Origin of the sequence: Nostoc sp. (assembly GCF_036917435.1) — a bacterium.
Classification (GTDB): domain Bacteria; phylum Cyanobacteriota; class Cyanobacteriia; order Cyanobacteriales; family Nostocaceae; genus Nostoc.
Map to the genome: position 1 here is coordinate 1 of NZ_JBALDM010000001.1, position 14,914 is coordinate 14,914.

The 14,914-nt window shown below is 41.5% G+C and carries 10 protein-coding genes and 2 pseudogenes; 6 read left to right on the forward strand and 6 right to left on the reverse strand.

Features of this window, described 5'->3' with window-relative positions:
* The first annotated feature begins 104 nt into the window (after positions 1–104).
* The 5 genes and pseudogenes from yidD (at position 105) to V7K98_RS00025 (ending at position 5,916) form a co-directional block, all read left to right on the forward strand.
* Positions 105–587, forward strand: a complete 483-nt coding sequence (gene yidD, locus V7K98_RS00005; protein ID WP_335018362.1) for a membrane protein insertion efficiency factor YidD — start codon at positions 105–107, stop codon at positions 585–587.
* 94 nt (positions 588–681) lie between these two features.
* Positions 682–1,698, forward strand: coding sequence for a sulfate/molybdate ABC transporter ATP-binding protein (locus tag V7K98_RS00010; RefSeq protein WP_335018364.1), 1,017 nt, complete (start codon positions 682–684; stop codon positions 1,696–1,698).
* A 434-nt stretch (positions 1,699–2,132) separates the two neighbouring features.
* A pseudogene (gene nrdJ, locus V7K98_RS00015) lies at positions 2,133–3,362 on the forward strand (ribonucleoside-triphosphate reductase, adenosylcobalamin-dependent); the annotation flags it as partial.
* Between the two features lie 285 nt (positions 3,363–3,647).
* Positions 3,648–4,721: pseudogene (gene nrdJ / locus V7K98_RS00020) on the forward strand (ribonucleoside-triphosphate reductase, adenosylcobalamin-dependent); the annotation flags it as partial.
* Positions 4,722–4,902: 181 nt separating this feature from the next.
* Complete coding sequence (locus V7K98_RS00025) at positions 4,903–5,916, forward strand: zinc-dependent alcohol dehydrogenase family protein (protein WP_335018366.1); 1,014 nt, start codon at positions 4,903–4,905, stop codon at positions 5,914–5,916.
* Between the two features lie 219 nt (positions 5,917–6,135).
* Here the strand turns inward: V7K98_RS00025 and V7K98_RS00030 are convergent, their stop codons facing one another.
* The 5 genes from V7K98_RS00030 to V7K98_RS00050 all read right to left on the reverse strand — a co-directional run bounded on the left by V7K98_RS00030 (position 6,136) and on the right by V7K98_RS00050 (position 13,300).
* Entirely contained in the window at positions 6,136–6,807 is a 672-nt protein-coding gene (locus V7K98_RS00030; protein ID WP_335018368.1) for a glutathione S-transferase family protein, read from the reverse strand.
* Between the two features lie 347 nt (positions 6,808–7,154).
* Positions 7,155–8,282, reverse strand: coding sequence for an aryl-sulfate sulfotransferase (locus V7K98_RS00035; RefSeq protein WP_335018370.1), 1,128 nt, complete (start codon positions 8,280–8,282; stop codon positions 7,155–7,157).
* Positions 8,283–8,300: 18 nt separating this feature from the next.
* Positions 8,301–9,338: an NADP(H)-dependent aldo-keto reductase gene (locus V7K98_RS00040; RefSeq protein WP_335018372.1), complete on the reverse strand. Its 1,038-nt coding sequence runs from the start codon at positions 9,336–9,338 to the stop codon at positions 8,301–8,303.
* Between the two features lie 856 nt (positions 9,339–10,194).
* A complete protein-coding gene (locus tag V7K98_RS00045; RefSeq protein WP_335018374.1) occupies positions 10,195–12,258 on the reverse strand; it encodes a potassium channel family protein in 2,064 nt (687 codons plus the stop codon).
* A gap of 241 nt (positions 12,259–12,499) precedes the next feature.
* Complete coding sequence (locus V7K98_RS00050) at positions 12,500–13,300, reverse strand: glucosamine-6-phosphate deaminase (protein ID WP_335018839.1); 801 nt, start codon at positions 13,298–13,300, stop codon at positions 12,500–12,502.
* Positions 13,301–13,483: 183 nt separating this feature from the next.
* On the opposite strand from V7K98_RS00050, the gene V7K98_RS00055 reads away from it, so the two are divergent.
* The gene (locus V7K98_RS00055; RefSeq protein WP_335018376.1) at positions 13,484–14,170 is read left to right on the forward strand and encodes an HAD family hydrolase; all 687 of its coding nucleotides are present in this window, start codon (positions 13,484–13,486) and stop codon (positions 14,168–14,170) included.
* Between the two features lie 52 nt (positions 14,171–14,222).
* On the opposite strand, the gene V7K98_RS00060 is transcribed toward V7K98_RS00055, so the two are convergent.
* Entirely contained in the window at positions 14,223–14,849 is a 627-nt protein-coding gene (locus V7K98_RS00060) for a PadR family transcriptional regulator (RefSeq protein ID WP_335018378.1), read from the reverse strand.
* Positions 14,850–14,914 lie beyond the last annotated feature (65 nt).

Consider the following 14,914-nt stretch of genomic DNA (forward strand, 5'->3'; position numbering starts at 1 on the left):
CAATCGCATAAACGTATCCTCTACCGTGCTTTACTTCCATACCTTATCTTACCATGCACATGACCATAGCAAGAAAAAATATGGAAATATGGAGCCCCTAACTCATGACTAAAAGTCACGAGTGTGCGGCTTGCAGAAATCAAAAGCACATTTCTCCACACAAAGGTTTTGCTTGTGCCCACAGAGTACTATATGGCGGCGAATCTTGCTCTGGGTACTTCAAGCGGGTAATTGCTAAGGAAGGTTTAAAAGTAGCATTTGTTAATTCTCGTGAGCGATTTCAAGCTTGTAAACAAGCTAACCATATTTTGCGTAAACGCGCAGCAGCTTGCCGCTATGTATCTATGCAAATCGAGAATTCAGAAGAATCCACGGAGAAAGAAGCAGAAACCCAGCAACCACAAAAAGCATCTGGTAAAGTTGGTCAAAACCCCTCATTTATTGGCAGCAACAATACTGAATGTTTTGATTGTGCCGATTTGGGCTGCAATTGTGCCGAAATGGTTAGCATCACTCCCGATTGTGGTTCTTTAGATTGCAGTGGTGCTGATTGTAGCTTCCTCGATTGCGGCAGTTGTGGTAGCTAAATCTTGTTCATCTATAAATAATTATATATGGTATATGTAAGACACAGTAATCCTACCAAGGATATGTAGATTTAGTTGCGGAGGTACAGGAGCAGTGGGCATAGTAGTTGAGAACGTCTCCAAACAATTCGGTAGTTTCAAGGCAGTTGATGAAGTTAGCCTGGAAATTAAGAGTGGTTCGCTAGTTGCTTTGCTAGGGCCATCAGGATCGGGTAAATCTACGCTATTACGGTTAATTTCAGGTTTAGAAATGCCAGATAGCGGTAAAATTCTACTTACTGGTAAGGACGCTACATACCAAAGTGTGCAACAGCGAAACATTGGGTTTGTGTTTCAGCACTATGCTCTATTTAAGCATTTGACCGTGAGGCAAAATATTGCTTTTGGCTTAGAAATTCGGAAGGCACAGCCAAAGAAGATTAAGGGAAAGGTCGAACAATTACTAGAATTAGTGCAATTGACTGGATTAGGCGATCGCTATCCATCACAACTTTCTGGTGGTCAAAGACAACGGGTAGCATTAGCCAGGGCATTGGCTGTAGAACCTGAAGTATTACTCCTAGATGAACCCTTTGGCGCACTTGATGCTAAAGTCCGTAAAGATTTACGGGCATGGTTACGCCGCCTTCATGATGAGGTTCATGTTACCACGGTTTTCGTCACCCACGACCAAGAGGAAGCGATGGAAGTCTCCGATGAAGTTGTGGTGATGAATAAAGGGCGTGTGGAACAGGTGGGTACACCATCGGAAATTTATGATGATCCGGCCACGGCATTTGTGATGAGCTTCATCGGCCCGGTAAATGTATTACCCAGCACCTCAAGGATTTTTCAAAGTAGCGGATTTGATGCACCACATCCACAAGTGTTTTTGCGTCCGCAAGATGTGATTTTTGAAAAGGTTGCTAACGGTGCTACTACACCTGCAACAGTGAGCCGATTGATACATTTGGGTTGGGAAATTCAGGTAGAATTAACTTTCGATGATGGGCAAGTGGTGATGGCGCATTTAACACGCGATCGCTTTAATGATTTAGAGTTAGAACCGAAACAGCGCGTATATGTGAAGCCAAAGGATGCTAAGTCTTTCCCAGTGTCTTATTCAATTTAGACTTTTGCTAGTTTCCCAATAGTCGAAACTCCTAGTGAATCGCTGTATAATTCAGCTATTCGCTAGGGGTTTTAATTTTAGGTGAGCATCATTTCATAATGCTAAAATTCTTTTCAATTATGTCTCACTACTTACAATAGATCCGCGTCGTAGGAGCAATTCATTAATTGCCCCTACGATGGATCTGGTTTTTCCAATCATCTATACTTGGTCTTTTATTCAATGCGTAAGTTCTAGTTAATCTGTGCCTATTAAAACTCAATATTGAAATTTTACCCAAGGGTGAGAGGCATTATACATCATAAATTTATGTTGGAAATAGTACGGTCTATAGCTAGCGTAAAGTGGACAATTTGACAATCTTTAATACTAAAACTACTTGGCGTATAGTCATAATCTGTCCGCACGCAACCAGAACGCAAGACACTTAATATATGGTTCGAGAGTTAGAAAGAAAACGTCAGAGTGCAAAGTTTCCCGAAACAGCACCGGCTGCCAATCCCGTATTTTTTAGAACCTATAGCCGCCGGACAAAGGCGGGACTAAGGGAAACATGGGATGAGGTATGCGATCGCACTCTCCTTGGCTTAGTCGAGTTGGGAAAGCTTACTCAAGAAGAAGCTGCCGTACTGGATAAGATGCAGCGCAACTTGAAAGCTATGCCCAGTGGACGCTGGCTGTGGGTTGGTGGCACAGACTGGATAACCAAGCCCAAGAACTTTTCCGGCGCTTATAATTGCACCTCCACCAATCTCCAAGACTGGAGTGCCTTCGGATTAATGATGGATCTGGCAATGATGGGCTGTGGTACTGGAGCCGTCCTAGAGCCACAATTTATTAACCAGTTGCCCCCCATTCGTAATCAACTGAATATCAGTGTCCAAGGTGAAATTGGCAGCACTCCTGTGCAACAGCGACGTGAATATACTGAAACTCATATAGAAGGAAATAATGTCACTATTCACGTAGGAGATAGCCGTGAAGGTTGGGTTGAATCATATCAAGCCCTGTTGGAACTCTCCACTGATGAACAATTTTCAGCAGAAGTTGAGGTATTAGTCGATATCAGCGATGTCAGGAAAGCGGGAGAAACTCTCAACGGCTTTGGAGGAGTTGCTAATCCTGTAAAATTGCCGGGACTTTATCAGCGTTGTGCATCGATTCTCAATAAAGCTTTAGGACGACAATTAAATTCAGTTGAATCTTGTCTATTAATCGATCAAGCTGCTGTCACAATTGTTGCCGGAAATATTCGCCGATCAGCTGGCATGAGGCAAGGTTCTAGCGAAGATAGTTTGTTTGCCGATGCCAAAGATAACTTATGGCAGCAAGATGAAAGTGGCAACTGGCGAATCGACCCAGAACGTGATGCACTCAGGATGGCAAATCATACTAGAGTTTTTCACCGCAAGCCAACTTTAGAAGAATGTCTGAATGCTGTCCGCAAACAATATTACAGTGGTGAGGGAGCAATTCAATGGGCTGGTGAAGCCGTTGCGCGATCGAACATTGATTTATTGCCAACACAAGCTTTGAAAGTTGAGTTTTTGCAAGCTTATGAACAAGGAACAGCAAAACAGTGGTTAGAAGAACGTTATTCAAATCTTGATGCTAATGAGCTAGAACATCGTTTACAGCGATATGCTTTAAATCCGTGTGGTAAGTGATTTTGCCTCACGTTAAAAACCTCGCAAAAACGGGGAAAGCTGAAATGCTAATCCCGTGGTAATCAAAGGAACTAAAAAGCCTTTGATACCGTACAGCGTAGAGAGTGAAACTAGATTACATCAGAAATTGGTGTCTAGAATATAATCTCTCCAAGAGTGCGGGGGCAGATGTGAAAAAGACTTTTATTATCTGAAGTCACATCTGCAAAAGGTACGCGGAGCTACTGCGAATAATTAAGCAGTAGAACTAGAGGATAAAAAGCCTCTAGGGTAACAAATTTGGAAATCATTGGTAGTAACTTCCACTGCAATTTGTCTGAGGTTCACCTTAATCAAATCGATCCACATAACTACAAAGAACAAGAAGAAGCTTTCACTGCTGGGGCATTATCTGTAGCAGCACTTTTAAATCACAAATTCCTGGAACCACGCTATCAATACAGCCGTGAATTAGATCCGATTGTAGGAGTTTCTTTTACAGGTTTATTTGATTTCTTTGTTCATGCTTTTGGTGTTGATTGGCTGCGCTGGTGGGAAGCCGGAAGACCGGCTACTGCACAGGGATTGGCTTTCAAGCGTGAGGAAGAAAAATATCTCAGTTCTTGGAAAGATATTGTACATCGTGTAGTTTGGGATTATTGCGATCGCCACAATCTCAAACGTCCAAATCGGTGTACCACAGTCCAACCCAGTGGTACTAAGGCTTTGTTAACTAATGCTAGCTCAGGATGGCACCCTCCCAAAGCTCAAAGATTTATTCGCCGCATCACTTTCGGCAAAAATGACCCAGTAGCCTTAGCTTGTATTGACTACGGCTACAATGTCATTCCCTCTCAATCAGACAAAGATCAACAAGGGAATTTGCTCAACGATCCCTTTGATTCACGGGTGAGTGAATGGTTAGTAGAAATTCCTGTTTCTGTAACTTGGGCTGATTTACCAGAGGCTGATAAAATTGATGTTTCTAAGTTTTCAGTCTTAGCCCAATTTGATTTTGTCCTCCAGGTTCAACGCTGGTATGTAACTCATAACACATCAGCTACTTTGGAACTCCGTTCTGATGAAATCGAACCTTTGGGACAGAAGATTTACGAAACTATCCAGAATGATGAAGGATATATTTCAGCAGCCCTTTTAGCCCGTTTTGATGACCTGCAATCATTCCCACGTTTGCCATTTGAACCAATAGACAAACCAACTTACGATCGCTTGAATCAAGAGGTAAAAGCACGGCGGAAAACAGATGATTTCTGTGCAGTATTAAGCCGCTATGATTTAGGCGAAATGTCAGAGGCTGGCCCTAGTGGTTGTGATTCTGATAAATGTATGTTTCCCGATCAGCAACCAAGCTCATAAGGAGAAATAACATCAATTTAGGGTAGATACTATTTATCTATTAAAATAAAAAGCAGTGGTTTTACATAACATTTAACCACTGCTTTTTTGCAATCCTAAATCATTTGTGAACAACAAGATCCCCGACTTCTTTAAGAAGTCGGGGATCTAAACCTTAATTACGTCGCTCTTACTTAACACAATGAAAGCTTACGAAATTCAAAGCAACGGTGGGATTGATGCCCTCGCATTAGTCGATCGCCCTGAACCAAAACCAACTGCGGGACAAGTTCTGATTCAAGTCAAAGCAACATCCTTAAATTACCGCGATTTACTCGTCGCTGAGGGTGCTTACGGCGGTGGACAGAAATATCCGTTAACTCCCCTATCTGACGGTGCGGGGGAAGTCGTGGCGGTGGGGGAAGGTGTGACACGAGTGAAAATAGGCGATCGCGTCGCTGGCATTTTCTTCCAAGACTGGATTTATGCATCTTTAACCAAAGAAAAAATGAAATCCGATCTCGGAGGCGGTATCGATGGAATGCTGGCTGAGTATGTCGTATTACACCAAGATGGTTTGGTGATATTACCAGACTATCTATCCTACATTGAAGGGGCAACCTTACCCTGTGCAGCAGTCACAGCTTGGCATGGACTGGTAACAAAAGGCAATATTGGCGCAGGTGATAGTGTTTTATTACTCGGTACTGGGGGAGTTTCGATTTTTGCTCTCCAGTTTGCCAAAATACATGGCGTTAGAGCGATTATTACTTCCAGTAGTGATGAGAAATTAGCACGAGCTAAACAGCTTGGTGCTGATGAAACAATTAACTACAAAATAACACCAGATTGGGAAAAGCAAGTTTATCAATTAACTAATCGCACAGGTGTAGATCATGTAATTGAAGTTGGCGGTGCAGGGACTCTGCCAAAATCATTACAAGCAGTCCGCATTGGGGGACGGATTAGTTTGATTGGTGTATTATCAGGCAGAGGAAGTGAAATTGACCCCATGCCAATACTTTTTAAGAGTTTAACAGTTCAGGGCATTTATGTTGGCAGTCGAGAAATGTTTGAGGCAATGAATCAGGCGATGCAACAGCATCAAATCAAACCAATTATTGATCGAATTTTCCCTTTCACAGAGACACGAGAAGCTTATCACTATCTCAAAAGTGCGGCTCACTTTGGGAAAATCGTAATTGGTAATTCATAATTTTAAAGAGTTTAATCAACACTATTCGGTTAAGGCTAGAGACGCGATGAATCGCCGTTTCTACAATAATCAGTCTTTTGTAGAGACGGCGATTTATCGCGTCTTTGTGATGGTTTATCGTGTCTTTACGATCTATAATTTCCATCAAAAAACATTACCCGAACCGTATTGAGTGTTTAATTCTATGTTCAAGTGAGAATTTAAACCCCACTTGAAACTTTAAACGGCAGCGAGAGTAGGCGCAGCAAATTTAGCATATCGATCGATGTAAAATTCCTTAGAGTTAGCGATCGCTTTCACAGATTCACGCTCTTTCAAAGCATGTTTCCACTGACGTACACGGGTAAATTGCTCTGGTATCCCAAAGCCACGATATTGCTTCAGTGCAGCCCAGCGCTCAAACCAAGGAAAATAAGTAAAATCAACTAGACTAATAGATTCGCCAAACCAGTAAGGGCCTTCCCCAGATAGCTTTGCCAAACCTTCGTTTTCAATAAATTCCAGGTGTTTGGATAGTTCCTGTTTAGCTTCTTCTTGTTTTTGAGGATCTGAACTCCGCAACAGCGTAGAAAAAGCGGGAACGAACCTAGTATTAGCAAAATCGATCCAGATACGAGCCTGCGCCCTAGCAGCAGGATTGCTGGGTAACAGTGGTGGATTGGGAAATACCTCATCGAGATACTCGTTAATTACTGCTGATTCCCAAACTCGGTTATCGCCATGAGTTAGTGCAGGTACTTTACCATAAGGGGAAACTTTGGTAAAACCTTCAGGCTTATTCTGTAAATCAATCTCAATCAAATCGAAGTCAATACCCTTCTCTTGGAGTACTAGACGGGTACGGTGAGCATAAGGACAAACAACCGCACTATATACTTTGATATGGGCCATGTTTAAGTTCCTCGGTAAATAGGACTTGTTAATCGGCATTGGGAATTGAATTTTGATCCAAAATCCCAAATCTTAAATTGTTAGTGTCACAAAATCCTTTTTGAAGCGAACATAGTGTAAAAAATTCTCAACACTAACCAAACTTTTAAATTTGACTGCTAAATAAGATATTGGGAATTGGGCACTTGTACTGAGCGACTTGTACTGAGCGTAAAGCCTACGGCATAGCTTCGCTTAACGCGTAGCCTCTCGTACAGAAGCCGAAGTAAGTCGAAGTATTGGGCATAGTTATTCTTCTTGCCCCCTCATCTCCCCCATCTCCCTCATCTCCCCTTGCCCCTTTTCTTCTAAAGCCAAGGTATCTCTTCAGGTGCATAACGAAAGGCGCGGAAGACTGTATTTTGCTCTCCACGAGTTACCAGCGATTTTTCACCTGGAATATTCCGAGATGCAAAGTAGGGGTTGATGTATTCCCAAACAATCTCTCCTGCAACTGTCACCTCGAATATCCGGCCATAAGCACCTTCTGTAATCAAGGTATTGCCATTCGCTAAACGTTGCGCTCCTGATATGTATGCACTAAAGAAGTTTTGAGGCGGGTTGTCTGTATATTCCCAAACTATCTCTTTCGTTTGACGGTTTACCTCAATTACACGGGAGAAATTGAGAGCAATGTTACGACGATGTGCGCCATTGTCGAAAATCAAGATATTACCGTTAGCTAGTTCGTTGGGAAAGTGCTGCTGTGCTAGCACGTCATCGCCCAACGTCCAAATAATTTCTCCGGTTTTGCGATCGATAATCACTACTGTGGAGATATTACGAAAGCTCACTATAATGTTGCCATCAGCGAGTTCACCCACAGTATTTCCATGAGTCCATTCGTGTCGATGATCCTGGGGTGTAATGGTAAATATATCTGGATCGAGGTGTTCGTGAGCGTGCCAAGTCCAAACAATTTCCCCTCCTGGTGTTACTTCATAAAGCACATCAGCATATATATTCCCATCTGGTTCTGTACCTGGTACACCGCCTTTGATGCGAGGAACTAACGACTTAGGTATCTTTTCAATAGCGAGTAAAATTGTGTTGCCATTGGCTAATCTGCGTCCATCATGATGATGATCTGGATGCTTATATTCCCAAATAATATTTCCTTTGGAATCTGCCTCTAAAACAACACCACTTTTGAACGCAGCCCACAATGCAAAACGTAGTGGTTCTTCTGGTGGAGTTTTACCGTTATAAAAAAGGTTGCCATTAGGCAAGAGATAACCATATAACCCTGGTGGATATGGCAGATTCCACTGGTGTACTACTTCTCCTTCTAAGTTCAAAAGATAGACTTCACCTTTACCTGTCAAGGGTGTGAAAAGTGTATATCCTTTGAATGCTTTTTCGGGATTGTAAGCCTTTAAACCAGTACCTCGACGACGAATAGTACTCTGATCAACCGATATTGCTGTAAAAGTCATATTTTACCTACTTAACTATTATGGTGCTGGGTTTGGAGACTGAGCGTGAACTATATCCAACTCTTCCAAAATGTCTTTATTGAGAACTACATTTACACTTTCTAGATTCTCTTTAAGTTGTTCTAGTGTCGTAGCACCAATAATTGTGCTAGGCACAAACCAACGACTCCGCACGAATGCCAAAGCCAGATGTACTGGACTTAGTTGATGGCGCTTGGCAATATCTATGTAAGCTGCTACTGCTTCACTGACTTTTGGTTTTAAGTAGCGTTGACCAAAATTTTCAAACAAACTAAATCTTGCCTTTTCTGGTTTGCCATTTAGATATTTACCAGTCAATAAACCAAATGCCAAAGGACTATAAGCTAGCAATCCAATTTCTTCGTAATAAACTGCTTCTGCTAATGCTCCATCAAATACTCGATTTAGCAAATTGTAAGCATTTTGAATCGAGACAACTTTGGGCAATCCTAATTGTTTAGCAGCATTACTAAACTGGGCAACTCCCCAAGGTGTTTCATTACTCAAACCGATATAGCGAATTTTTCCTGCTTTAATTACGTCAGCAAAAACTGCTAACTGTTCAGTGACAGGAACGGTTGCTCCCACCTGAGTTGGATCGAATACCGTTTGTCCAAATCTTGGTACGTAACGATCGGGCCAGTGAATTTGATACAGATCGATATAGTCTGTCTGTAATCTTTTTAAACTATCATCTATAGCTTGTTTGATATTATCACGGTCAATTGCTTTAGCTCCACCACGCAACCATTTAAAGCCGCGACCAGGGCCGGCAATTTTAGTAGCTATAATAAGTTGATCTCTTTGTTGATGCTTTAACCATTCCCCAATGTAAGTTTCAGTTAATCCATAAGTTTCTGCACTTGTTGGAACTGGGTACATCTCCGCAGCATCAATAAAGTTTACTCCTTGAGCAATAGAATAATCTAGCTGCTCGTGGGCTTCTGCAATAGTATTTTGCTGTCCATAAGTCATAGTGCCCAGACAAATTTCAGAAACTTTTAAGTCACTCTTCCCAAGTTGCTTATACTTCATATTCTCGTATCAATATTAGATTCAGAAAAACGATTTTTAGATAATCTATCACAAAAGTTTTATTCCATAAAAATCTCCTTTTTTATATCAAACTTACGTATTAAACTTTCAACATATAAAATCTCTATCTGCCAATATATCACTATTTCGATAGACAAACCGTATTAACTATATATAGTTGTTTATTCTTGCATAGATTAAACCAGATAAGTAAGCTAGACTGGAGTAGTATAATCTCTAAAAATGTAGCGAAAAATACTTGATTTTTTAGTGTTTTTGTGAATTGACTATTTTAGCCTGAGCAATACTACTTTAACTCAATCGAGTTAAAGTAGTATATTAAGAATTCTTAAGATTTTTCTGAAATTAAAACTTAATACTCCCAGTTCGCCCATTTTTTCATGAGTTAGAGAAAAGGGGAGCAAAAGCCTAAAGGCAGAAATTACATATCAGTATAGAGAGTGTGATAAAATACTTGATGCACACTTAAGAAGATGCTAATGCTGACACCTAACTGGGTAGAAGCCTGTATACAAACAAATTAATTCCTGCGACAGAAGTGGTTCTACCCCTCTGGGAGAAGTCTAAGAAAAAACTAGCTGTTATCTTACAAAGGAATGACAAACAAAAATTAATTCATAATAAGTAATTAAAAGTGAGAATACAAGTGAATATTATCAATAATAATTCTTACTTGTCTTTCGCTAACACGCGGTATATATAGTCCGTAGCTTCTTAATCATGAAGAAGTAATTACTGATTATGAATTAGTTTGAATATGACGAATATTCATGTGTTATCGGAGCTTTAAATGCTTTCAATTTTTCCAACATAAACTACGTGAAAGACTCATCAATCAAGTCGAGCTACTGCCTTGCTCAACGAAGATTGCATTTGCTAAAACTTGGATTTTTGTTAGCGCCCGCACAAGACGTTGAGCTTGATGTTTATAAAGTGGTATTGGCAACACTCCAGGCAAATTATTCATCCATTGCCTAGCAGAAGCCAAACTACATCCTGTAATCAAGACGATTTCTTCAGCGCCATAGATAATAGCATTTGTAGTTAGAGCTTTTTCAATCTGCACGCTCCATTGGCGAGGCAGCATTTCACCCCATTCAATTCGCTGCAAACTAGTGCTTGTGGCCAAAACAATCAAGCGATCGCCAGCATAAAGCTTAACATCATACCAAGGCATCAATGAGTAATTATCTCGCCGATATTTATGGTAGAGAATCGGCACAACACTGTAGCCAGATGCTATTTCAGATAGAAGTAACCCATTGAGAGTATCTCCTTCTTCAATCTTGTATTCCGTCACCATGACTATTTGCTCACTCAAGTGAAACAAGCTCAAAACATTTTCCCCAAAGGCAGCACAAGCAAAAACTTCTGCCGACAAAGCTGCGCCACATAGAACTTGGGCATAGGGAAACAGAGGAGCTATACTATCACTAAAATGACGATCTTGAGAGCGGATAATCAAGCTAGTGGAGGGGTTCATTGCATGAGCCATCAAACCAATTTCCAGATTTTCCATATTATCGTCCCCCAGTAAAACGATGCTTTTAGCATGGGAGAGATTCGCCTTAGTCAGTGCTTCGGCAGTATTGCCAATAATCAGGGGCATATCTGGTAAAGTATCTTGGTCGAGAGTGGTATCATTGATTCCCACTAACGGCTGATTGAGTTCTTGCAAAAGAGCGGCCACTTTCTGTCCCAAACGATTTAAACCAATAATCACTACATGGTTGCGTTGCGGTATGGGAGGGCGAGAACCGAAAAACTGAAATCTGGAAGTGACAAGAGCATCAGTCACCAGTGCATATAATACTCCCACGAAAGCTTGACCTGTTAACGTGAGTCCCAGACTGAACAACCGCAACCACCAAGGCATATCGACTGAGGGTTCTGGTTGCGATTTAAACTTAACGCCGCCGAATAAATCTCCATATCCTCCCAAGAGCAACACTGCTGTTGCATAGAAAGCTTCTTGCAGGTTGATGTCAGGATAATACAAACGGTAAAAAACTATTGCAACCAACCACAAGATGATTACAGTAATTGCATAGATTGTCGCAATTCGCCGAATTTGATTTTGGCTTTGGTAGTAAGATTGCCAAAGTTGTACTATTTTCTGCTTAAAATTCTTCGCTGTGATGCCTTGGATAAACTCTTGCCACCGCCAATTTTGGCGGTAAGATTTATTTGTATGTTCCTCAGATAAAGCTAGTTCGTATGCAACATCAATGTAAACGAGCGTGTCTCCTACTTGCACTTCTGCTTCAGGGTTCCATTCAAACAATTCTCTGAGTGGATCGGATGAAACTGTTGTGTGAGTCAAGATACGGCGAGTTGTGAGATTCAGTCTATGTACTGGCTTGCCATTGCACCAGCTATCTTTCGCTTGTACTTGGTGCTTGATTACTTGTAATAATTGCCCTTCCAAGGTGAAATACCCTATAGCTTCAGATCCGAGAGATGCTAAAGCATAGGCATGAGCAGAGAGATGGGTAGGCTCAAAGGCAACAAAATTGCCTAAATTTTCAGACAAAAGTTTATTGAAATTTTGTTTGTCAGAACGTACAATCAGCCGAACGTGCGGATTAAGTCGCCGTGCTGCAAAGGCAGCTTCTATATTTATCCGCTCATTTCTTGTGACTAAAAGTATTGAACGACATTGCCTTATACCTGCCTGCTCTAAAACACTTGGTTGGCGGCAGTCTCCTACGATTAACTTTTCTAATAAGCTTGGTACTTCTGGGACTTCGCAATTTTCAGGCGGTACATCGTCAATGGCGTTGACTCTAACATCATACTCCTTTAGGACTGCAACACAATGTTGCCCTAAACTTTGGAGTCCGCATACTAAGAAAAGGTCTTGGGTTTTTTTGGGATTGTTGCTGGGAGGGGGATTCACTTTCTGTTGATGGCAGCATTCAATAGTGCCAACAGTACGTGTTTGCTAGGATTATATCTTATCTTCACCTAATGTCTGGAATTGGGCATTGGAGATTAAGGATTAGGATTAAAATAATTATTTCCCCACTCCTCATACCATTTTTTTGTGAAGCTGCGCCAAATTTCCTTGGTTTCTTTATTTCTTTCTTTGTGTCCTTTGCGTCCTTTGCGGTTCGTTCCTCATATAGCTAGGCGCACCTTCATACAGAATTAGTATCAGTGCGTCTTAACGACAGCAAACTAGCAGAATTGACATCCAAAAATAACGTTGCTTGGGATTGTTGACGAAGAATAGAAGCCGGACAGTCTGTAGTTATAGCTCCTTGCAACATTTGTTTTACCACATTCGCTTTACGTTTTTCTGGAGCCAGACAGATAATTTTTTTAGCTGAACAAATTGCTGAGATAGTGACAGTAAAAGCATACTGTGGGACAGTTTCTAAATTCGGAAAGTGACCTGTGCTTACTTGTTGCTGACGGTTCGCTGCATCCAGCTTAACTAGTTTCACACTATAAGAATCTTGAAAATTTGCTACTGTTGGATCGTTAAAAGCTAAATGTCCATTTTCGCCAATACCCAGACAGCATAAGTCTATTGGTTGTGCTTGCAATAATTTTGTGTAGCGATCGCACTCTGCCACTGGTTGCAATGTATCACCTTCTATATAGTGAAACTCTTTAGGAGCAACCCGCGTCTCTACACGTTCTCGCATATAGCGCCGGAAACTCGCAGAATGATCGGCACTAATTCCCAAATATTCATCTAGATGGAACAGAATAATCTGTGACCAATCTACACCACCCAATGCAATCAAAGCATCAAGGAATTTGAGTTGGGAGTTACCTGTCGCTAACAATACAGCAGCTGTATCTTGTTGCTTGAGAACTTGCTGTAAATGCTTTTGGGCGATTTCGGCAACATCCTGGGCCATTTCGACTTCAGAGTTGTAAATCTGCACCAGTAAATCATCAACGTGAAAAAAGTTTGTAGCGGTTAGCATTTGCTTCGATAGAAGGTTATCAATAATTGACAAGGGGCTTAAGTTCCTTATCTTAAAGCTAGGTAAACTTCTGTCACAGTGTAAGTATTCCCCTGTCTTAACGTAGAACGATCGCTAAGGACAAAAAAACAATGTAAACTATGTAGATTAAGTTTACAATTATTTACATTTTACCAAAAAATCATGCTGGCTGCAATTCTCTTTGACCTAGACGGCACTATTGTCAACACTGACCCCATACACTACCGAGCTTGGCAGGAAATGCTGTCAAATTACAGCATCGAAATTGACGAAACATTCTATAAATCCCGAATTAGTGGACGCTTAAATCCAGAAATTGTTAAGGATATTTTGCCACAATTATCAACCGCAGGAGGGCAGAAATTTGCAGACGAAAAAGAGGCGCTTTTCCGCAAACTCGCCTCAAATCTTAAACCATTGGATGGATTTTCTGAGCTACTAGCATGGACAGAGACACATCAGTTAAAGCGGGCATTAGTAACTAATGCCCCTAGATTAAATGCAGAATTTATGCTAGAAGTATTGGGAATAAAAGAAGCTTTCCATACAGTTGTTTTAGCGGATGATTGTATTGCAGGGAAACCTGACCCTGCACCCTACCTAGCCGCCCTGAATAAGTTCGAGATTTCAGCAGAGGAAGCGATCGCATTAGAGGACTCTCCCTCTGGTATTCGGGCGGCTGTGGGCGCAGATATCCGCACTATTGGCATCGCTTCTACTCACGATCCGCTAGTTTTGCAGGAAGTCGGCGCATTTATGGCAATTCCAGATTTTACTGATTTGCAGTTGTGGACATTGCTTAATTCACTTGTTGAGCCAGATTTAAGTGCGATCGCTTCTAACCTGTAAGCGCAAAATCTGAGAATCTTGAGAGTAGAGAGGCAAAAATGTACCTCTCTACTTATTTTTCTGCCAAAATCGCGTAAATTTCCCGTTTAACTTGCTCTAAAAGCTCACGAACCCGATTTATCCGCTCCATATTGCCACTACGAGCAACCTGCACCACAGCAGCAGCTAATTCTGTTGCAGCATTCCGCAACTCCATAAACTCTTGGGGCTTACCTTTCACAAAACTTTTGACGCTATCCCAAGGAGAATCTGAAGTCTCTTGTTGGGAACGTTCTGCTAATAATTGTCTACCCTCATCGGTAATCGTATAGATCCGCTTGCCACCTTCTTGTGCGCTCTTGAGATAACCCCCTTCCTCCAGCAATTGGAGTGTTGGATACACAGAGCCAGGACTGAGGCGACGGAAACCACCATAACGAGTTTCCATTTCTTTAATCAGGTCGTAACCATGACTAGGATGCTCGGATAACAATTCGAGCAGGATGAACTTGATGTCACCCCGACGAGTGCGATGTTCATCTCCCCAACCACGACCAAACATTTCATTACCAAAGTGTTTGCCATGCTCTCTACCATGATGCTTATCATGGCTAAACCAAGACCTGACAAGCAATGAATCTTCTTCGCTAACTCCTGCCCATGCAGGTGTTCCAAACCGTGAACGAAAATGTCTAAACATAAATCAATCTCTAATCAACTTTCTCTACTATACGATATATCGGAACATATCACGATATATCGGAA